General features: G+C 58.2%; 21 protein-coding genes. 11 read left to right on the top strand and 10 right to left on the bottom strand.

Features of this window, described 5'->3' with window-relative positions; all coding sequences use genetic code 11:
- Nucleotides 1–11: 11 nt before the first annotated feature.
- The 3 genes from QVO43_RS07525 to QVO43_RS07515 all read right to left on the bottom strand — a co-directional run bounded on the left by QVO43_RS07525 (nucleotide 12) and on the right by QVO43_RS07515 (nucleotide 1,820).
- Nucleotides 12–494 carry an S-ribosylhomocysteine lyase gene (locus QVO43_RS07525; RefSeq protein ID WP_369678685.1) on the bottom strand — a complete coding sequence of 161 codons (483 nt, stop codon included), beginning with the start codon at nucleotides 492–494 and terminating at the stop codon, nucleotides 12–14.
- Nucleotides 495–539: 45 nt separating this feature from the next.
- The gene (locus QVO43_RS07520; RefSeq protein ID WP_022487917.1) at nucleotides 540–935 is read right to left on the bottom strand and encodes a DUF190 domain-containing protein; all 396 of its coding nucleotides are present in this window, start codon (nucleotides 933–935) and stop codon (nucleotides 540–542) included.
- A 126-nt stretch (nucleotides 936–1,061) separates the two neighbouring features.
- Complete coding sequence (locus QVO43_RS07515; protein WP_022487916.1) at nucleotides 1,062–1,820, bottom strand: LppM family (lipo)protein; 759 nt, start codon at nucleotides 1,818–1,820, stop codon at nucleotides 1,062–1,064.
- A 141-nt stretch (nucleotides 1,821–1,961) separates the two neighbouring features.
- Between QVO43_RS07515 and QVO43_RS07510 the strand changes: the two genes are divergently transcribed.
- Complete coding sequence (locus QVO43_RS07510) at nucleotides 1,962–2,357, top strand: thioesterase family protein (protein ID WP_022487915.1); 396 nt, start codon at nucleotides 1,962–1,964, stop codon at nucleotides 2,355–2,357.
- On the opposite strand, the gene QVO43_RS07505 is transcribed toward QVO43_RS07510, so the two are convergent.
- The 7 genes from QVO43_RS07505 to QVO43_RS07475 form a co-directional block, all read right to left on the bottom strand.
- Nucleotides 2,358–3,176: a bifunctional 5,10-methylenetetrahydrofolate dehydrogenase/5,10-methenyltetrahydrofolate cyclohydrolase gene (locus tag QVO43_RS07505; protein WP_022487914.1), complete on the bottom strand. Its 819-nt coding sequence runs from the start codon at nucleotides 3,174–3,176 to the stop codon at nucleotides 2,358–2,360.
- 15 nt (nucleotides 3,177–3,191) lie between these two features.
- Nucleotides 3,192–5,222, bottom strand: a complete 2,031-nt coding sequence (locus tag QVO43_RS07500) for a penicillin-binding transpeptidase domain-containing protein (protein ID WP_288174726.1) — start codon at nucleotides 5,220–5,222, stop codon at nucleotides 3,192–3,194.
- Nucleotides 5,223–5,281: 59 nt separating this feature from the next.
- Entirely contained in the window at nucleotides 5,282–6,478 is a 1,197-nt protein-coding gene (locus QVO43_RS07495) for an FtsW/RodA/SpoVE family cell cycle protein (protein WP_022487912.1), read from the bottom strand.
- Between the two features lie 17 nt (nucleotides 6,479–6,495).
- Nucleotides 6,496–7,137, bottom strand: a complete 642-nt coding sequence (gene trmB, locus QVO43_RS07490) for a tRNA (guanosine(46)-N7)-methyltransferase TrmB (protein ID WP_022487911.1) — start codon at nucleotides 7,135–7,137, stop codon at nucleotides 6,496–6,498.
- A gap of 65 nt (nucleotides 7,138–7,202) precedes the next feature.
- A complete protein-coding gene (locus QVO43_RS07485) occupies nucleotides 7,203–9,110 on the bottom strand; it encodes a sigma-54-dependent Fis family transcriptional regulator (RefSeq protein WP_022487910.1) in 1,908 nt (635 codons plus the stop codon).
- Nucleotides 9,111–9,131: 21 nt separating this feature from the next.
- Nucleotides 9,132–9,830 (bottom strand): C40 family peptidase, encoded by a 699-nt coding sequence (locus tag QVO43_RS07480; protein ID WP_022487909.1) that lies wholly within the window; start codon nucleotides 9,828–9,830, stop codon nucleotides 9,132–9,134.
- 61 nt (nucleotides 9,831–9,891) lie between these two features.
- On the bottom strand, nucleotides 9,892–10,800 hold the full coding sequence (locus QVO43_RS07475) for a radical SAM protein (protein ID WP_022487908.1): 909 nt from the start codon (nucleotides 10,798–10,800) through the stop codon (nucleotides 9,892–9,894).
- Between the two features lie 323 nt (nucleotides 10,801–11,123).
- Here QVO43_RS07475 and rsxC point away from each other — a divergent pair, with 323 nt between their 5' ends.
- The 10 genes from rsxC to QVO43_RS07425 all read left to right on the top strand — a co-directional run.
- Nucleotides 11,124–12,467, top strand: a complete 1,344-nt coding sequence (gene rsxC, locus QVO43_RS07470) for an electron transport complex subunit RsxC (RefSeq protein ID WP_154488452.1) — start codon at nucleotides 11,124–11,126, stop codon at nucleotides 12,465–12,467.
- A gap of 26 nt (nucleotides 12,468–12,493) precedes the next feature.
- Nucleotides 12,494–13,528, top strand: a complete 1,035-nt coding sequence (locus QVO43_RS07465) for an RnfABCDGE type electron transport complex subunit D (protein ID WP_022487906.1) — start codon at nucleotides 12,494–12,496, stop codon at nucleotides 13,526–13,528.
- Entirely contained in the window at nucleotides 13,525–14,094 is a 570-nt protein-coding gene (locus tag QVO43_RS07460) for an RnfABCDGE type electron transport complex subunit G (protein WP_022487905.1), read from the top strand. Before QVO43_RS07465 ends, QVO43_RS07460 begins: the two co-directional genes overlap by 4 nt.
- A 5-nt stretch (nucleotides 14,095–14,099) precedes the next feature.
- Nucleotides 14,100–14,696, top strand: coding sequence for an RnfABCDGE type electron transport complex subunit E (locus QVO43_RS07455; protein WP_022487904.1), 597 nt, complete (start codon nucleotides 14,100–14,102; stop codon nucleotides 14,694–14,696).
- Complete coding sequence (locus QVO43_RS07450) at nucleotides 14,689–15,264, top strand: electron transport complex protein RnfA (protein WP_012937509.1); 576 nt, start codon at nucleotides 14,689–14,691, stop codon at nucleotides 15,262–15,264. The genes QVO43_RS07455 and QVO43_RS07450 overlap by 8 nt, the downstream gene beginning before the upstream one ends.
- A gap of 17 nt (nucleotides 15,265–15,281) precedes the next feature.
- Nucleotides 15,282–16,199 (top strand): RnfABCDGE type electron transport complex subunit B, encoded by a 918-nt coding sequence (locus QVO43_RS07445; RefSeq protein WP_022487903.1) that lies wholly within the window; start codon nucleotides 15,282–15,284, stop codon nucleotides 16,197–16,199.
- Between the two features lie 14 nt (nucleotides 16,200–16,213).
- Entirely contained in the window at nucleotides 16,214–17,215 is a 1,002-nt protein-coding gene (locus QVO43_RS07440; protein ID WP_022487902.1) for an FAD:protein FMN transferase, read from the top strand.
- Nucleotides 17,216–17,224: 9 nt separating this feature from the next.
- Nucleotides 17,225–17,602 (top strand): NusG domain II-containing protein, encoded by a 378-nt coding sequence (locus tag QVO43_RS07435; protein ID WP_022487901.1) that lies wholly within the window; start codon nucleotides 17,225–17,227, stop codon nucleotides 17,600–17,602.
- Nucleotides 17,583–18,110 carry a Gx transporter family protein gene (locus QVO43_RS07430; RefSeq protein WP_022487900.1) on the top strand — a complete coding sequence of 176 codons (528 nt, stop codon included), beginning with the start codon at nucleotides 17,583–17,585 and terminating at the stop codon, nucleotides 18,108–18,110. The genes QVO43_RS07435 and QVO43_RS07430 overlap by 20 nt, the downstream gene beginning before the upstream one ends.
- A 58-nt stretch (nucleotides 18,111–18,168) precedes the next feature.
- Nucleotides 18,169–18,768 (top strand): uracil-DNA glycosylase (locus QVO43_RS07425; RefSeq protein ID WP_288174723.1); only part of this gene is annotated, 600 nt, incomplete at its 3' end.

Genomic DNA, 18,768 nt, shown 5'->3' with positions numbered 1-18,768 from the left:
GCGAGCCGCGGCTAAACGATCTTCCGTTCATAGGGATCACTGCTGATCCCTTTGGCCAGGATCTCCTTGGCCCATTCCTGGGCACAGAACAGGGAATGATCCTTGTAGTTCCCGCATTCCTTTTCTTTCGTTCCGGGCACCTGGTCCCAGGTGGTCTTCACCACCAGTTCCAGGGCTTCCTTCAGGGCTTTGGCCACGTCTTTGGGATCATGGACCCCCCAGCACAGGAGATGGAACCCGGTGCGGCAGCCAAAGGGAGAACAGTCCAGATAGCCCTTGATCCGGGGCCGCAGGTAAAGGGCCAGGAGATGTTCCAGGGTGTGCATTCCCCCGGTGGGGATTTCCTGCTGGTTGGGCTGGCACAGCCGGATGTCATAGTTGGAGACAATGTCCCCATGTTCCCCGGTCTCCTGGGAAATCAGCCGCACATAAGGAGCCTTGACCTTGGTATGGTCCAGGGTGAAACTTTCGATAATGACTTTTTCCATATTCATTCCTCCAATAGCAGGGGGCTGTTGCATGTACAACAGCCCCCTTTTTTACTTCTGCATGGCCGGGTTGTCCCGGTTGGCAATCTTTTTCTGGTACTCTTCCTTCACGAAGTTGGTGGCCAGCATATCGATTTCTTCCACTGTAGCCACCCCATGGCGCAGGTTTTCCTCCAGGAACGGATACAGCAGTTCAATCTGTTCCTTTTTGTCAATCATGGTAATGATCACCGGCAGGTTGATGGCTTCGGAAACACTGATGAACAGTCTCCGTTCCTTCCCCCGCACCCGGCTCCCATAGCCCTGGGTCCCCCGCATCACCGTGCAGCCGGCGATTTTGTATTTTCCGGCAATGTCGAAGATGGCCTTGTAAAAAGGTTTGTCCTTGTAGAAGAAGTCCTCCCCTACATAGATGGTCAGTTTGGTCAATTTCAGAAATTCAGCCATACGTCTTCCCTCCATTTCGGATGAGTTGGTCTTTTTTCAATTTTATTGTAACATAAATTAATTGTTTTCGTAATAGTTAAAAAGGGGTCTGTTGCATGGGCAACAGACCCGCTGACAAACTGGGGCTCACGCTCCAGTCCCCTTCATCCTTTTCCGCTTCCGGTAATAGGCGTTCCCCACGCCGCCCACCACCAGCAGCACCATGAGCCAGCCGGCGGCTTTCACCGGGTTCAGGTAGGTGACGGTGGCATCCATGGTTGTCTCTTCGCCCAGAGGCAGCTTCCAGGTGAGCACTCTCCTGTCGTCGCTGACCTGGGTGGCGTTGGTATCATCCACCGCCGTAGGCAGCACCAGGGTGAACCGCAGGTCGAACTGCTTCATGATGCTCTGGAGCACCGCCTGGGCATCCCGGTTCTTCAGTTCTTCCTTGGGAGCCATGTTGATCCCGGTGTGGACGCTGATGGTATCGAACAGCAGCCCTCCCTGGAGCCGGACCACCGGCTCCTTCTTTTCCCGGGACACCTGGGCCGGTTTGGCCTTTTCCCCGTTCTGGGGCCCGGCAGCATCCTGGGCTGCCTGTTCCCAGGTCCGGATATCGAAGGTCTTCAGCACCTTGGAATCCTTGATGTCCTTTACCTGGTTGTAGTGTTTGGTGGCTACAAACCCTTCATACTGCCCTTCCTTGGCCGGCCGGACTCCGTATCCGTCCTTTCGGAAATCCTCCTCAAAGGCATCCACGGTGGGTTTCAGCACCGGTGCCGTTACCAGTTTGCAGGTCAGGTCCGCCGCCCCCAGACGGGTGATTTCCATGGTAATATGGCCTTTGGCGCAGCCGCTGAACAAAAGGCTCAGCAGCAGGCACCCAAGGATCATGATCTTTTTCATAACGCCCTCCCGGCTGTCTTGTATCTTCCCCTCGCTTCCCTTCCGGTTCCATCCTGAGGAACCGGCACTGACTTCTTGCCTTTCCCGGGAAAAACGAGTAAGATTGAATTGTCAAAATTCTAAAAGAGAGAAGTGGATATCATGAAAGAATTCCGTATCGGCGCCGTAGGCGAAGCCACGGACACCGTCCTCCACACCAACACCGCCGCCGCCATGGGCAGCGGCTCCCTGGATGTCTATGCCACCCCGGCCATGCTGGCCCTGATGGAAAAGGCCGCCTGCAATATTGTGAATCCCTGCCTGGACGAAGACACCACCAGCGTGGGGATCGGGGTGAACCTGTCCCATGACGCCGCCACCGCCGTAGGCAAGACCGTAACCGCCAAAGCGGTGCTGGTGGGCGTGGATGGCCGGAAACTGACCTTCAAGATCACCGTGTCCGACAACTACGGCACCATCGGCCAGGGCACCCATGAACGGTTCCTGGTGAACAAGGCCAAATTCCTGGGCAAACTGGCGGCCAAGGATCAGAAATGATCACAGCCGGCGGGTGAGGGTCTCCATGACCATCAGGTTGCTGACCACTCCCACTCCGCCGGGAACCGGGGTATAGGCGGAAGCCCTGGCCTGTTTGGCGGCTTCCGGAACATCCCCCACCAGTTTCCCGTTCTGGGAATTGATGCCCACATCCACAACCACAGCTCCTTCCCGGAGCATGTCTTCAGTGATCAGGTTGGGTTTTCCCACTGCGCTGATGACCATATCTGCCTGCCGCACAATGGCAGGCAGATTTTTTGTGCGGGAACGGCAGACGGTGACAGTGGCATACCGGCCCATAAGCATCAGGGTAAGGGGCCGGCCCACCACTTCTCCATACCCCACCATGGCCACATTCTGGCCTTCCAGAGGGATCCTGTAGTAATCCAGGAGAGCCATGCAGGCCCGGGGAGTACAGGGGCCCCAGGGAGTGATCCCCAGGTACAGCTTGCCCCCGTTGATGGGATGGATGCAGTCCATGTCCTTTTCCGGGTCCAGCTGGCTGATCAGCTGCATCCGGCTGATGTGCCGGGGAAAGGGCACCAGGGGCAGGATCCCGTCCACCTGGGGATCCAGGCTCAGGTTCCGAAGTGCCAGGTCCGCCTCTTCCTGGGTGGCATTTTCCGGAAGTTCCACATCCCGGGTATGGATGCCCAGGCTGGCAGCGGTTTTCAGCAGGCTCCGTTTGTACACATGGGCCGCTTCATTGTTTCCCACCAGGAAGGTAGCCAGGGTCAGGGTCTTTCCGGCGAACCGGTCCCGGAGCTTCCGGCGGATTTCTTCTGCGACCGGTTTCCCGGCCATGATGATCTGTTCCATACTCCCATCCTTTCCTTACCGAAAATACACGGTCACCGTATCCCCGCTGTGGAGGACGGTCCCCGGTGCCGGGTTCTGCTTCCAGCTGGTGCCGCTGCCCACCGGGATCAGGGACAGTCCGGCGCCGCCCAGGGCTCCGGCCACTTCCCGGATGGAATGGCCGGCCAGGTTAGACAGCTTCACCGCTCCGTTCCCGTCCGCTTCCAGGGTCACCAGAGGCGCCGCCTCCTTGGCGGTTTTGGCCAGGAGGGATTCCACCGTGGGAATTCCGTCCCAGTTGCTGGGCTGGACCCCTTCCGCCACCAGGATCTGCTGGAGGGTATCCCGGAAAATAGGTGCGGACACCTGGGAACCGTAGAAAGCCCCTTTGGGGGAATCCAGCATGATGATCATGGCATACCGGGGAGCATCGCTGGGCACAAAGCCCACAAAGGAGGCAATGTACACCCCGGGGATGTATCCCCCTTTGGGGGACAGTTTTTCAGCAGTACCGGTTTTCCCGGCGATCTTGTACCCTTTGATCTGGGCGGTCTTGCCGCCCCCTTCGGAAACCACTTTTTCCATCATGGTCCGCATTTCTTCCGCCACTTCCGGGGTGATCACCGTCCGGACCACTTCCGTCTTTCCTTCCTTCAGCACCTGGCCGTCAGGACTGGTGACTTTCTTTACGATATAGGGCTTCACCAGGTTCCCTCCGTTGGCAATGGCGCAGATGGCCCGGAGCATCTGGAGAGGAGTCACCGCGATGCCCTGGCCGATGGCCATGGTGGCCACGTCGGAAGGCACCATATCCTTGGGATTGTACAGGATCCCCGCTTCTTCCCCGGGCACATCGCTGCCGGTGACACTGCCGAAGCCAAAGGCCTTGGCATATTGGGTTTCCCGTTCCCCGCCCAGCTTCAGGCCCAGGTCGGCCATACCGGTGTTCAGGGAGAACTTGATCACGTCGGTGAAGGTCACATGGCCCATGCCCTTCCCGTCCCAGTTCCGGATCCGCCGGCCTCCCACGTCAATGGACCCCTGGTCGTTGAAGGGGGTATTGGGGGTGATGACCCCTTCCATGAGCCCCGCCGACCCCATAATGGGTTTGAACACGGATCCTGGTTCGTAGACGATCCCTACTCCCCGGTTCATGTAGGCCCCTTTGGGAGCATTCCCGAAATGGTTGGGATCGAAGGTGGGCCGGCTGGCCATGCCCAGGATCTCCCCGGTGTTGGGGTCCATGAGGATGGCGGCGGCACTGGCTGCATGGGTCTTTTTGATGGCCTCATCCAGGCTCTTTTCCAGGATGAACTGCATCCGGGCATCGATGGTCAGCTGGACCGTGTTCATCCGCCGGACCTGGACCTGGTTCAGGGCGCTGCGGCCCACCAGTTTCCCCTTGGCATCGAAGAAGCTCCGTTTTTTCTGTTTCCGGCCCTTCAGTTCTTCATCCATGGAGGCTTCCATGCCTTCCAGGCCCTGGTCGTCGGTGCCTACAAAGCCCAGCACCTGAGCGGCCAGGTCGTTTTTCGTATAGAACCGTTTGCTTTCTTCCTTGAAGTGGAAGCCGCTGAGTTTCTGATCCTTCAGGATGGCTTCCACCTGGTCCGCCTCATGGGGATCCAGGGTCCGCTTCACCCAGATGAACCGCCGGTCCGGCTCGCAGAATTCCTTATACAGCTGGTCCGCTTTCAGATCCAGCACCGGAGCCAGGGCATCAGCGGCCACCCGTTTGGGATCCCGGCTGGGCATTTTCCCGGCCGGCCACCGTTCCGGATTGTCCACCAGTTCCTGGGGATCCACATAGAGAGACTTGCTCACCACGCTGACCGCCAGTTCCTCCCCGTTCCGGTCCACGATGCTGCCCCGGGGAGCGATTTCCGTATGTTCCCCGGTGATCTGGTCGTTGGCCTCCTGGGCCAGGGTGCTGCCCTGGATCACCTGGAGCCAGAACAGCCGCAGGATGATTGCCAGCACCGCTACCCCCAGGACTTTCCCCAGGATCACCGCCCGGAGCTTCCCTTCGTGAAGGACAGCCTGATGGGTGGGATCCAGCTTCAGCACCGGTTCCCTGGGAGCCTGCGGTGTGTTTTTCTTTTTTGGGCTGAAAAAGGACGGCCGCTTCACCGGGACCACCTCCCTGTTTCCTTCCGGACCGGCCGGGAGACCGGCTTACCGGCAGCAGGCGCCGGCTGCCTTTTTCCTTCCGTTTCCATCCGGTACACTGACAGCACCAGGCCGATTCCCACCAGGGTGATGATCAGGGAAGTGCCCCCGTAACTGATGAAGGACAGGGGCACCCCGATGACCGGCAGGATGCCGCAGACCATGGCCATGTTGGCAATGGCCTGGCCCACCACCAGGAAGTTCACTCCGCTGACCAGCAGGAATCCCCGCCGGTCCTGGGTGTTCTGGCCGATCCGGTAAAGAGACAGGCCCATGAGCAGGAACACCAGGATCAGGAACAAGGCTCCCACAAAGCCCCATTCCTGACAGAAAACGGCAAAGGCAAAGTCCGTATGGGCTTCCGGCAGGTAAAAGAACTTGCTGGTCCCCATACCGGCGGATTCTCCGAAGAACAGGCCCCCGCTGCCAATGGCCATTTTGGCCTGGACTGCCTGGTACCCGTTTCCCTGAGGATCCAGTTCCGGAGTCAGCCAGATCCGCACCCGGTTCATCCGGTAGGGAGCCTGGATCACCGCCGCCACAGCCCCGCCCAGAAGGCCTCCCAGCAGGATGCTGAAATCCTTCCAGGGCAGACCGGCCAGGAGATACAGCACGATCATCAATGTCAGGATGATGGCCGCCGTCCCCATATCCGGCTGGATCAGCACCAGGAAGGACATGAAGGCCGCCTCCAGGAAGGCCTTGCAGGTTTCCTTTTTGTGGAGGCGGGGCGGTATGCCCTGTTCCATCAGCCGGCCCAGGCAGTCGGCCCCCAGGAGGATCACCGCCAGTTTCACGAATTCCGACGGCTGGAAAGAAAAAGGCCCGATGATCAGCCAGCGCTGGGCACCTTTGATGCCCTTGCCGAAAATATCCACGGCGATGAGAAGGGCCGTGCAGCCGGCGCAGAAAATCTGATTATACCGGAAGACCTTGTGGTAGTCCCATTTCCGTCCGATCCAGTGCATCAGCACAAGCCCTACGGCCCCGTAGATGAAATACCGGATCAGATAGTGGTAGCCGTTGCCGAACATGTCCCCGGCCGCCACGAAACTGGCGCTGAATATATTCACACCCCCCAGGAGCATCAGGAAATAGGTGAGATGCACCAGGGCATCCCGGGGATTGCTCCAAATCAAAAACCGCTTTCCCATGGTCCGCCTCAGATCCCTTAAAAGGCCACTTCGCAGAAGTTGATGTTCTTGCCCCGGGCGCTGAACTTCTGCTCATATTCCGTCTGGGCTTCGTTGAGGATATCCGTATGATGGAGGTCCGTGGTAAGTGCCACGATTTCCAGTCCGAATTCTTTGAACTCCTCTACAGAAAAGGCAAATAAATCATCATTGTCGGTCTTGAACCGGAGATGACCCCCCGGCTTCAGGATTTCCCTGTACTGGGCCAGGAAGGTCCGGTAGGTGAGCCGCCGTTTGGCGTGCCGGGCTTTGGGCCAGGGATCGCTGAAATTCAGGTAAATCTGGTCCACTTCCCCGGGAGCGAACCAGTCCAGGAGATGGGCAGCGTCTGCATGGACGATCCGGGCGTTGGGGATTTCCCCCTCCCGGAGCTTCTTCACCGCATAATAGCACACTTCCCGCTGGGTCTCGATGCCCAGGTAGCCGATTTCCGGATGGAGTCCGCTCATGGCCGTGAGGAACTGGCCTTTGCCGCAGCCGATTTCCAGCTGCACCGGCCGTCCCCCCAGCACCGCCTGGGACCAGTTCCCCTTGTATTGTTCCAGCTGGTCTTCCAGCAGTTCCTTTCCCCGGAAATCTTCCAGAGCCTGAGGGATCCAGGGTTTCTTACGTAAACGCATCTGTTTTTCTCCTTATTGTCTGAACAAGAGGGTGGTGCTGCACATACTGTGCAACACCACCTTTTTTATTTCTCTTTCTTTCCCCGATTCTTCTTCTCTTCCGGTCCCAGGTTGAATTTCTTCAGGTACCGGTACAGGGTCACCCGGCTTACGTCCAGCATCAGGGCCAGTTTGCTGATATTGCCCCCGGCGGCTTTCCAGGCGGCCACAAAGGCATCCTTGTCGTGCTTCCAGGATTTTTCAATCCGGTGTTCTCCCGGCAGTTTGATGTGGGAGGCTTCGATGACGCTTCCGGAGGTGTGGAAGAAGGCTTGTTCGATGACCCCCTGGAGCTGTTTGATGTTCCCGGGCCACTGGCAGCTGTTCAGCAGTTGGAGGGCTTCCTTGGACAGGGTCTTGCCAGGCATGTTGTGCCGGGCGGCCATTTCCGTCAGGATGTGGTTGGCGATCACTTCCACGTCTTCCACCCGCTCCCGCAGAGGCGGTACCCGGATCACCGTCCCGATCACCTGCTCATACAGGTTCCGGGAAAACAGTCCCTTGTCGGTCAGCCGTTTCAGGTTGGAATCGCAGGCGGCGATCACCCGCACATTGTATTTCCGGCGGGTGCCGGTTTCCCAGTTCAGGACCCCGTTCTTCAGGGCGTCCGCCAGGGCATCTTCCAGTTTGGTGGGGAATTTTTCAATTTCGTCCAGGAACAGGGTGCCTCCGTTGGCCAGTTCCAGGGCCCCGGCGGTTACATGGCCGGCTCCGTCGTCGCTGCCGAAGAATTCCGCTTCCAGTTCCGCTTCGGACCCGTCATGGCCCCGTACGGTAATGAGCGGTGCCGCCGCTCTGGGGCTGGCCTGATGGATCCCGTGGGCCAGGCGCTGTTTGCCGGTACCCGGTTCCCCCTGGAGCAGCAGGTTGTTGTCCCCCCGGGCCACCCGGGCGGCCTTGTGCTGGAGGGCCAGGAACTCGCTGGAATTCCCCACCATGCTGTACAGACTGTACCGGGAGCTGTACCCGGTGGCATGGGCGATGGTGGTCTTCAGGTCTTCAATGGCCATGGTGATGATCACCACACTGTCCACCTTCCCCCCGGTCTTCACCGGCAGTACGCTGGTCACATCTTCATAGGTCCGGTCCTGGGTGATCCAGGTGATTTCCTTCCGGATGGTGCTCTTCCCGGACAGCCCTTTCTGGATGGGGATGTGCTCATAGTTCAGGAACACTTCATCCAGCCGGTCCTTCCCTTCCATCCGCTTCCGGCCATTGCTGTTGGCATACCGCAGGGTTCCGTCCGGGTTCACCCAGTAGACGGAGGCGGGGATCTCTTCGGAGATCAGGCCGCAGACCTTCCAGTAGGCCAGCATGGTCAGGAAGTTCTCCACGGAATATTTCATGGTCATGAGCAGGCTCAGCAGGATGTCATAGGGCAGATCGTTCTGGTCCAGGGAGAACAGGGACAGGATGTACCGGCCCTGGCCGGCCACATCGATGGGAGCCGAGCAGGCATCCCCGGAATGGCTTTCCCGGATCCACATTTCCGGGCCGAACATCAGGAAGGGCACATTGTGGCTCCGGGCCACACAGATGCTGGAAGTACCCACATCCTCCTCCAGGACCCGCATGCCCTGGATATCCTCGATGCTCCGCTGGAAAAAGGGCAGGGCATAGTTCTTCAGTACATACCCGTCCTCATCCACCAGCAGCATGCTCAGGTTGTGAGAATTGAAATACTGTTTGTTCTGTTCAAAGAGCCCGTCCACATACTTCACCACATCCTCATGGACTTCCAGGGCCTTTTCCAGCTCCTGGGGCGACAGGCGCACCCCGTTGGACGGCATGGTCTCATGGTTCAGTTTCCGTGCTTCGCACCGGCGCCAGGACTCCGCTACCCACGGATGGACGTTGGGGTCTATAATGCCCTCCTCCACGAATTTGTTGTAGTAGCTGGTCAGTTTTTCCTTATTGCGTCGTTCCCTAATCATCGATTTACCCCCTGATTCGCTTTAGCGATATGATTTGTGCACCGGGACCAGGACCCGTTTTGCACCGTAATATCTGGATTTCCAGTAATCGTCGGACAGACTGCACAGCCGTACCCCCCGGGAGGAGGTGGCATTCCAGAACAACCCGTTCCCGGCATAGATCCCCACATGGGATGCCCCGGGCTCGTAGGTGGAGAAGAACACCAGGTCCCCGGGCTTCAGCTGCCGCTGGGTCACAAAGAGGCCCTTCTCGAACTGCAGGTCCGCCGTCCGGGGCAGCTGGGCCTTGTGCTGCCGGAACACGTACTGGACATAGCCGGAGCAGTCAAAAGCCCGTGGAGTGGTCCCTCCGAAGCTGTAGGGAACCCCCTTGTACCGGGAGGCGGTCCGGACCACATCCTCTCCCTTCACCCCGTGGATCCCCTCTTTTTCAAAGGCGGCCTCCTGAATCCGAAAATAGGTGGTGTCGTCCACTTTCCCGGTGGCCGGCAGTTTGTGTTCCTTCTGGAAGTTCCGGACCTGGGTTTCCAGTTCCCGGGTGTATTTCCCCGTCTGGGGGGTCTTCATGCCGATGGCGTTCAGTTTGATCTGCACCGTTTTGACTTTCCAGCCTTTGTCCCCCACCTTCAGAGGAGCCGCCCGATGGGCAGCCGCACCTGCCGAAAGGGGCAGAGCCAGTACAGCCAGGACCAGCGCTGTAACGAGCTTATGCAGTTTCATAGTGGTGCCTCTTTTCTTGTAACCGGAAAAATCCCTTCAGAATATCAGAAATGATACACTCTCAATACTCCATATTAGTATAAACTTCCCAATCCGTCAATTTTGAAAGTTTCTCCATGGAAACTTCCAGCTCCCGGAGCAGCCGGTCCCGGTCCTGGGGCAGGGTTCCGGCCAGGGGCACGTAGTTGGAAATGTGGTTGCTCCGGAACAGGGTGTGGTTCCCGGGCCGGATCTCCACATGTTCCAGCATGGTATGGACTTCCCGGGCCAGTCCCGCCGGAGACAGCAGTTCGAATTCCCCGGCTTCGAACTGCCGGAGCATCTCCGTTCCCTTGTACAGCCGCAGGGTCAGCACGCTGAGCATGTTGGGCTGGATGGCAGTGACGGCTTTGCCGGTTTCCACAGCATGGCGTTCGCTGCCGTCTTTGCCTCCCAGACCGGCGATTACCATCATGGACAGCTTCATGCCGCAGCGGACCACTTTCTGGCCGGCAGCAACGGCTTCTTCCCCGGTAACCCCTTTTTTGATCCGGGCCAGCAGCTCCGTGTCCCCGGTTTCCAGGCCGAAATACAGCATCTTCAGGCCCGCTTCCTGGAGCCGGATCATGTCCTCATCGCTTTTCCGCAGGATGTCCCGGGGACCGGCGTAGGACGTGACCCGCTGGAGGTTGGGGAAGGTCCGGTAGAGCACTTCCAGGATCTTCAGCAGCTTTTCCGTAGGGAGCACCAGGGCATCCCCGTCCGCCAGGAAGATCCGCTTCACCTGGTTCCGGGCATACTGGGCCGCCAGGGCGATCTGCCGGGAGATCTCCTCGTCCGGGCATACAGTGAACTGCACGTCCTTGTACATGGCACAGAAGGTGCAGGTGTTGTGGGCGCAGCCCCGGGTCACCCGCAGGATGAAGCTGTTGGCTTCGCTGGGGGGACGGAACACCGGCGTATCATAATCATCGAAATAAAGTCCAAACATGGGTATTTCCTCCAGAGTTTTAAAAAATCGCTTCCTAAAATATATATGGCTATATAGACAGTGTTTTCACAAGATTTTTTCAATTCTTTCAGCTGTACAAAAATCCACCTGCCACGCTCATTATTATAAACTATTTTACAATTTTCTGCATGAGTTTTTGTAAACTTTTTGAGAAGAAAAATTTTGCGTAATTTTTTTCATCTTCTCTTGACAGGCCTCTTTCACCCCTTGTTTTTTGCGATTTAACAATATATAATTTTTACTTGAAGTTGACACATGAAAGGTTAGAGGTGAACTGAATGTCTGCACAAGAAGCAAGTTTCATGGGCGGTGTAGAAGTACCCCCCAGCAAGTCCTTGACCGACAAAGTGGCCATCGAAAGATGCCCGGCTCCGGACGTGGTGTACATTCCGCTTTCCCAGCACATTGGTGCTCCGGCCAAGCCGGTGGTAAAACCAGGGGATAAGGTCACGATCGGACAGGTGATTGGTGAAGCAGGCGGTTTCGTCAGCACCAACATCCATGCCAGCGTCAGCGGCATGGTCATGAAACTGGAGAATCGGTATATGCCCAACGGCATGATTTCCCAGTGCGTGGTCATCAAAAATGATGGCCAGGACACCCTGTGCGAGGATATCAAACCCCGCAGCGAGGAAGAAATCACCCCGGATCTGATCCGTCAGGTCCTGCGGGAAAAAGGGATCGCCGGCATGGGCGGCGCCACCTTCCCTACGGCAGTGAAGTATGCTCCTCCCAAGGAAGGCCACTGCCCCATCGACACGATCCTGCTGAACGGGATCGAATGCGAACCCTTCGTCACGGCTGACCACCGTACCCTGCTGGAATACGCCGACGAAATCATCCAGGGCCTGAAGTACTTCATGCTGGCCTCCGGCGCTGCCAAAGGCGTCATCGGCATCGAAGACAACAAGCCTGACGCCATCGAACTGATGCAGAAGAAAGTGGCCGGGGAAGCCAACATCGAAGTCTGCGTCTGCAAGGAAAAGTACCCTCAGGGTTCTGAAAAACACCTGATCTATGCCGCTACCGGCCGTACGGTCCCTGACCGGGGTCTGCCTGCGGATGTAGGGGTGATCGTGGACAACGTGGGCACTGCGGTGGCAGCCTGCCGGGCCGTCAAGAACAACATCCCCCTGTACGAAAGAGTCGTAACCATCAGCGGTGACGGCGTAAAGAAACCGGGGAACTATATCGTCCGTCTGGGGACCCTCTACAGCGACGCTGTGGAAAAAGCCGCCGGCGGTCTGGAAGGGGCTCCCGGAAAGATCATTTCCGGCGGGATGATGATGGGCTTTGCCGTCAACTCCCTGGACTACCCCATCACCAAGGGTTCCAGCGGTCTCCTGATCTTCAATTCCAACTCTCCTTTTGCCCAATATCATGAACCGGATCCCTGCGTGCACTGCGCCCGCTGCGTGGATGCCTGCCCCATGAAGCTGGAACCCACGGAAATCGTCCAGGCTGTGAAGAAACAGAACTGGGATGATGCGGAACGGTTCTTCTGCCATGCCTGCATCGAATGCGGATCCTGTGCTTTCGTATGCCCTGCCCACATTCCTCTGGTGCAGTACATCCGGATGGGCAAGCAATTTATCAGAGGGAAAGGTGACGGCGGTCACAACCCCTTCTATAAATTCGACAAATAATTTCGCGAAAGGACTGGATATTGATTATGGAACCTATTAAAGAACCGAAACCGCTGGTTCTCGTTTCCTCGTCTCCCCACATGCACTGTGGGCTCACCATCAGCAAGTCCATGCGGGAAGTCATCCTGGCACTGGTACCGGCTGTCCTGGCTTCTGTCTATTATTTCCGCGTGGATGCGGTCCGGGTGATCGTATGCTGCGTGCTTTCTGCCATTATTTTTGAAAAACTGGCCAACAAGGTTATGGGCGTGAAGAAGGACACCATCAAAGACGGCTCTGCTGCTCTGACCGGTCTCCTGCTGGCCCTGTGCCTGCCTGCTTCCCTGCCCAGCTACATGGCTGTCCTGGGGGGCATGTTCGCTGTTGTGATCGGCAAAGCCATTTTCGGCGGCTTGGGCAAGAACATCTTCAACCCGGCCCATATCGGCCGTGCCATCCTGCTGGCTTCTTTCCCCCAGCAGATGACCACCTGGGTCATCCCCGCCACCAAAGCGGCTGCCGTAACAGCTGCCAACGCCGGGGCTGACGCCACCACTGCCGCCACTCCGCTGGCCGTAATGCGGATGACGGAAAAAGTATGGCAGGCCGGCGGTGCCGCCGCCTCCCAGCTGCCTTCCCTGTCCGACCTGTTCATCGGCAACGTGGGCGGCTCCCTGGGTGAAACCTGCGTCCCTGCACTGGTCCTGGGCGGCCTGTACCTGATCTGGAAAAAGCTCATCGACTGGCGGATCCCTGCCTTCTATCTGGGCACGGTGGTTGTGATCACCGGGATCTATGGGGCTGTGATGGGTTATCCCTCCACTTTCCCTCTGTACCATCTGTTCGCCGGCGGCCTGATGATCGGTGCTTTCTTCATGGCCACTGACTGGGTCACCTCCCCCATCACCAAAAAAGGCAAGATCATCTATGCCATCGGTCTGGGCGTCCTGACTTCCCTGATCCGTCTGCGGGGCAGCTACACGGAAGGCGTGTGCTATTCCATCCTGATGATGAACATGGTCACTCCCATGATTGACCGGTTCGTTCGGAACGTATCCTTCGGAGGAGGTCAGAAAAAATGAGCAACCTCTTTGTGAAATATACCGGCATCCTGGCAATCATCTGCGGCGTCAGCGTAGGTCTTGTGGCCGCCGCCCATGAAGGGACCAAGGATACCATTGCCAAGAAACATGAAGCCGATACCCGGGCCGCCTACAAGGTGGTGCTGCCCGATCTGGGCAATCTGAAAAAGCTGCCGGCTCCCGGCGGACTGATCACTGATGTACAGCAGTCCTCCAAGAACGGCAAGCCCAACGGCTACATCTACACCGTGACCCCCAGCGGGTACGGCGGAAAAGTGACCCTGATGGTGGGCATCTCCAAAGATGGGGACAAAATCACCGGGATCAAAGTCATGAACCACAGTGAAACCCCTGGCCTGGGCGCCAAGAGCACGGAACCTGCCTGGCAGGCCCAGTTCAAGGGCAAACCCCTGAAGGATGCACTGGCGGTCACCAAACAGGAACCTGGCAAGCCCAATGAAATCAAGGCCATCACTGCGGCAACCATCACTTCCAGAGCTGTGGTCACCGGCGTCAATGCCGCCCGGGAAGACTACATGAAGAATCATGCCAATGGAAAGGACTGATCGAGATGCTGCATGAATTGACCAAAGGTATCATCAAGGAAAACCCACTGTTCGTCCAGCTGCTGGGTGTATGTCCGTCGCTGGCCACCAGTACTTCCATGACCAACGCCATCGGTATGGGCTGTGCCTTTACCTTCGTGCTGGTTTTCACCAACATGATCATCGCTGCCATCCGGAAACTGATTCCGGACCAGATCCATATTCCCTGCTACATCGTGGTTATCGCTTCCGTGGTAACTGTGCTGGAAATGCTGATGAACGCTTTCGTACCGGCGCTGTACGCAGCCCTGGGCGTATTCGTTCCTCTGATCGTGGTTAACTGTATCGTTCTGGGCCGTGCAGAAGCCTTCGCCTGCGACCACGGCGTGATCGAATCCGCCCTGGACGCCATCGGCATGGGCATCGGCTTCACCTTCGCTCTGAGCTGCATCGCCTTCTTCCGGGAACTGATCGGTTCCGGCAAACTGCTGGACCACGCCGTTCTCCCTGCTGCTTATCAGCCGGTACTGATTTTCATCCTGCCGGCCGGAGCCTTCCTGACCATGGGCTTTGTATTCGCCACAGTCAACTACTTCAAAGAAAGAGGTGCTCACAATGCATAGTACTTTCGGCATTCTCTTCAGCTCCATTTTCGTTTCCAACATCATTTTGTCCCGGTTCCTGGGAATGTGCTCCTTCCTGGGGGTTTCCAAGAACTTCAAGAACTCCGTGGGCATGAGCGCCGCCGTATCCTTCGTTATGCTGCTGTCCACCATGCTGTCCTACGCCTGCTATCATCTGCTCCTGGTGCCCTACCACCTGGAATACCTGAAGACCCTGGTCTTCATCCTGGCCATCGCCACCCTGGTACAGCTGGTTGAAATGTTTATGAAAAAGGCCATGCCCTCCCTGCACAAGGCCATGGGTATCTACCTGCCTCTGATCACCACCAACTGCGCCATCCTGGGGATTGCGCTGATCAACGTGGAAAGCAACTACAGCTTCCTGGATTCCTGTGTGAACTCCATCGGTACGTCCATCGGTTACACCATGGCCATCCTGCTGTTCTCCTGCATCCGTGAACGTCTGGACGAAAAGGCTCTGCCCAAATGCCTCCAGAACCTTCCCATTGCCTTGATCACCGCCAGCTGCATGTCCATTTCCATGATGGGGATGAGCGGCATCCATTGAGTTAGGAGCTGAAAATTATGATTACAACTGCTGTGATTCTGGTCGCAGTGCTGGGCGGCGTATTCGGCCTGGTACTGGCTACGGCCAGCAAGAAATTTGCCGTTGAAGAAGATCCCCGGATCGGGGAGATCACCAACCTGCTGCCCGGCGCCAACTGCGGCGGGTGCGGGTTTGCCGGCTGCGGGGCCATGGCTGACGCCATTGTTTCCGGTCAGGAAAAAGACGCCACCAAATGCGTGGTCTGCAGCGCGGAAAACAAAAAAGCCATTGCCGCCATCATGGGGGTGGAATCCAACGATGACGAAAACGCCGTCCGCAGCATCCCCCGTCTCCACTGCAACGGCTGCACCGCCAACCGGACCCCTGTGGCCAACCGGGAAGGCATCAAGAACTGCTATGTGAAGGCTGCCAACGCCGGCGGCCCCGGCCAGTGCAACTTCGGCTGCTTCGGGGACGGTGCCTGTGTGGACGCCTGCAACTTCGGCGCCCTGAAAATCGGGAAAAACGGCCTGCCTGAATTCGACTACAACAAATGCGTCAGCTGCGGTGCCTGCTCCAAGGCCTGCCCTCAGCTGCTGATCGAAATGATCCCGGCCAACGAAAAAGTCCTGGTACAGTGCAACAACCGGGAAAAAGGCAAAGCCGCCATGACCGACTGCAAGGTGTCCTGCATCAGCTGCGGCATGTGCGTACGGAACTGCCCACAGAAATGCATTACCCTGGAAGATACGCCCAACGGCAGCATCCCGGTCATTGACTACACCAAGTGCGATGGCTGCGGCATCTGCGTACAGAAATGTCCGCGGAAGTGCCTGGTTGACATCGTACCGGTAGAAGGCGATCCGGAGGCCCCCAAGAAGGCCGAACCCACCGGCTGTGCCTGCTGCGCCATGGCCGCTCAGTGCCCTTCCGCCCAGGCCCAAAAGCAGGAATAATGCAGGGAGCCTTCATGAAAAAACTGTTAGCATCGCTTCTGGTTTTCAGCAGCCTGACTTGTGCAGGCTGCTTTTTTCAAACCGAAAAACAGGAAGACACCCGGTTCATGATGGACACCATCGTCACCATCACCACCACCGGGAACAACACCGACGGTCTGAAGGCAGCCACCAATGACGCCTTCCATCTGTTCCAGACCATTGCCAACCAGACGGACCCCTATACGCAACAGGGGCCGGAAGACCTGTACGCCGTGAACCAGAGTGCCGGCCAGGGCCCCCACAAGGCCTCCCCCTATCTCATGGACATCCTGAGCCAGGTCCGGCCCATGGGGAACCGGGATCTGGATCTGACCCTGGGTCCGGTGATCCAGGTGTGGAATGCCCACAAGGAAACCAAGACCGTCCCCAGTGAGGGAGAAATCGCCCAGGCTCTGGCCAAAACCGGCCCTGAGAAGTATACTGTAGACACAGCCGCCAATACGGTGACCCTGGCTCCCGGCACCCAGCTGGATCTGGGAGCGGTGGCCAAAGGCTACGCAGTGGAACAGGCCGCGGACCTGTTGAGCCGGGACAAAAGGGTGAAGACCGCTCTCATCAACGCCGGCGGCAACATCAAGGTGCTGGGCACCAAGGAAGACGGCAGCCCCTGGAAGATCGGGGTCCAGGATTCCCGGAATCCCCAAAAGATCATCGGGACCCTGGCGGTGAAGGATGGTACAGCCATTGCCACCAGCGGGGACTACCAGCGGTATTATGAGGTGGACGGAAAACGGTACCACCATATTCTGGATCCCCGAACCGGCTGGCCTGCCTGGCATGCCCGGTCCGTTACCGTGGTCACCCGGTCGGCCTTCTGGGCGGACTACTATTCCACCCTGCTGTTCGTACTGCCGGAAGACCAGGCCATGGCCCTGGTGGAGAACAATCCCAATCTGGAAATGCTCTATGTGGACCTGGACGGGAACACCTACCTGTCTTCCGGTCTGAAAGACATCTATACCCCGGAAAAGTGAGGAGACCCTATGCGCAAGAATGATTTTTGGCTGATCCTGGTGCTGGCGGTGCTGGCCCTGGGAAGCTGGTTCCTGTTCCATTCCCGGACCGCCGACCGGGACAAGGTCCTGGTGGTCCGGAAGGACCAGCAGGTGATCCAGCGGATCGAACTGAAAAAAGTCACCTCGGAAACCAAACTGATCATTCCGGTGGACCATGGGGAACTGGTGGTGGCCTACGACCGGGAAGGGGGCCAGGTGGTGTCCTCTCCCTGCCCGGACCAGGTCTGCGTCCGCCAGGGCAAGATCACCCGGTCCGGCCAGACCATCGCCTGCGTACCGGAAAAAGTCCTGCTGACCCTGACCACTGCTGCAAAGGAAAATGATCATGATGCCATCCTCCGATAAACTGTCCATCCACGAAATCACCCAGCTGGGAGTACTGCTGGCCGCGGCCATCGCCCTCCGTCTGGCGGAAACCAGCCTGGCCTGGCTGCTGCCCCTCCCCGGGGCCCATCTGGGCCTGGCCAATACGGTGACCATCATCGTGCTGTACCTGTACGGACCGGGGAAGACCGCCCTGTTCCTGACCTGCCGGATCCTCCTTACCGGTCTTTTGTTCACCGGCCTTCTGACCCCCGGGTTCCTGATCGGCCTGGGAGGTGCCGCCCTGAGCTTTGGAGGCATGGCCCTGGCCCGGAAGCACCAGTGGTTCTCCACAGTGGGAGTGGGACTCCTGGGAGCCTTCCTCCACAACTGCGGCCAGATTCTGGTGGCCGTGGCCATTATGCGGACCCCGGCCCTGTTCTCCTACCTGCCGGTGCTGATCGCCATCGGCATCCCCACCGGCCTGTTCACCGGCTTTTTGGCCGGGTTCTTCCTGGAGAGGATGAAGGAGAAGGGGTCTGCTGCCTGAGCAGCAGGCCGTTGACCATTGACCACTGACAACCATACAACAAGGAGCATTCAAATCCATGGAACCTGCCACTACCTTTGAGGAACTGAAAAAACAGCTGGAGGACTGTGCCTCCTGCCCCCTCCGCCGGGACTGCCAGGCCCCGGTGGGCTGGTTCGGCAGCCTGGAAAGCCCTCTCATGATCGTGGGCGAAGGCCCGGGCGGAGTGGAGGATGACTACGGCTGTCCTCTCATCGGCCCCAGCGGCCAGCTGCTGGACAAGGCCCTCTGGTCCGTCCGGATCACCCGGGACCGGGTCTACACCACCAACGTGATCAAATGCCGGCCCAAAGGGAACCGGACCCCCACCGTGGAAGAAGGAGCCTTCTGCGCCCGGATCTGGCTGGAACAGGAGATCCGGCTCCTTCGGCCCAAAGTGATCCTGGCCCTGGGCAGTGTGGCTCTCCGGTACTTCAAGGGACCGGAAGCCCGGATCACCCGGGAACGGGGCCAGTGGTTCACCACAGGGGAAGGGCTCCCCTGCCTGGCCACCTTCCATCCCTCCTACCTGCTCCGGCTCACCGGCCAGGCCCAGATCGCCGCCAAATGGGACGTGTTCCACGACCTGGAAGCGGTGAAGGCCAAGGTGGAGGAACAGTGTCCCGGCTACGGCTGGAAT

It is taken from the genome of Acidaminococcus sp. CAG:542, from assembly GCF_000437815.1.
Taxonomy (GTDB): domain Bacteria; phylum Bacillota; class Negativicutes; order Acidaminococcales; family Acidaminococcaceae; genus Acidaminococcus.
Note: the sequence above shows the minus strand (reverse complement) of the source record. Positions and strands in the feature narration are given on the sequence as shown.

What these genes read in the sequence shown, in the direction of transcription:
- QVO43_RS07525 (WP_369678685.1), bottom strand. Translation starts at nt 494, where the DNA reads ATGAATATGGAAAAAGTCATTATCGAAAGTTTCACCCTGGACCATACC.
- QVO43_RS07520 (WP_022487917.1), bottom strand. Translation starts at nt 935, where the DNA reads ATGGCTGAATTTCTGAAATTGACCAAACTGACCATCTATGTAGGGGAG.
- QVO43_RS07515 (WP_022487916.1), bottom strand. Translation starts at nt 1,820, where the DNA reads ATGAAAAAGATCATGATCCTTGGGTGCCTGCTGCTGAGCCTTTTGTTC.
- QVO43_RS07510 (WP_022487915.1), top strand. Translation starts at nt 1,962, where the DNA reads ATGAAAGAATTCCGTATCGGCGCCGTAGGCGAAGCCACGGACACCGTC.
- QVO43_RS07505 (WP_022487914.1), bottom strand. Translation starts at nt 3,176, where the DNA reads ATGGAACAGATCATCATGGCCGGGAAACCGGTCGCAGAAGAAATCCGC.
- QVO43_RS07495 (WP_022487912.1), bottom strand. Translation starts at nt 6,478, where the DNA reads ATGGGAAAGCGGTTTTTGATTTGGAGCAATCCCCGGGATGCCCTGGTG.
- trmB (WP_022487911.1), bottom strand. Translation starts at nt 7,137, where the DNA reads ATGCGTTTACGTAAGAAACCCTGGATCCCTCAGGCTCTGGAAGATTTC.
- QVO43_RS07485 (WP_022487910.1), bottom strand. Translation starts at nt 9,110, where the DNA reads ATGATTAGGGAACGACGCAATAAGGAAAAACTGACCAGCTACTACAAC.
- QVO43_RS07480 (WP_022487909.1), bottom strand. Translation starts at nt 9,830, where the DNA reads ATGAAACTGCATAAGCTCGTTACAGCGCTGGTCCTGGCTGTACTGGCT.
- QVO43_RS07475 (WP_022487908.1), bottom strand. Translation starts at nt 10,800, where the DNA reads ATGTTTGGACTTTATTTCGATGATTATGATACGCCGGTGTTCCGTCCC.
- rsxC (WP_154488452.1), top strand. Translation starts at nt 11,124, where the DNA reads ATGGGCGGTGTAGAAGTACCCCCCAGCAAGTCCTTGACCGACAAAGTG.
- QVO43_RS07465 (WP_022487906.1), top strand. Translation starts at nt 12,494, where the DNA reads ATGGAACCTATTAAAGAACCGAAACCGCTGGTTCTCGTTTCCTCGTCT.
- QVO43_RS07460 (WP_022487905.1), top strand. Translation starts at nt 13,525, where the DNA reads ATGAGCAACCTCTTTGTGAAATATACCGGCATCCTGGCAATCATCTGC.
- QVO43_RS07455 (WP_022487904.1), top strand. Translation starts at nt 14,100, where the DNA reads ATGCTGCATGAATTGACCAAAGGTATCATCAAGGAAAACCCACTGTTC.
- QVO43_RS07450 (WP_012937509.1), top strand. Translation starts at nt 14,689, where the DNA reads ATGCATAGTACTTTCGGCATTCTCTTCAGCTCCATTTTCGTTTCCAAC.
- QVO43_RS07445 (WP_022487903.1), top strand. Translation starts at nt 15,282, where the DNA reads ATGATTACAACTGCTGTGATTCTGGTCGCAGTGCTGGGCGGCGTATTC.
- QVO43_RS07440 (WP_022487902.1), top strand. Translation starts at nt 16,214, where the DNA reads ATGAAAAAACTGTTAGCATCGCTTCTGGTTTTCAGCAGCCTGACTTGT.
- QVO43_RS07435 (WP_022487901.1), top strand. Translation starts at nt 17,225, where the DNA reads ATGCGCAAGAATGATTTTTGGCTGATCCTGGTGCTGGCGGTGCTGGCC.
- QVO43_RS07430 (WP_022487900.1), top strand. Translation starts at nt 17,583, where the DNA reads ATGATGCCATCCTCCGATAAACTGTCCATCCACGAAATCACCCAGCTG.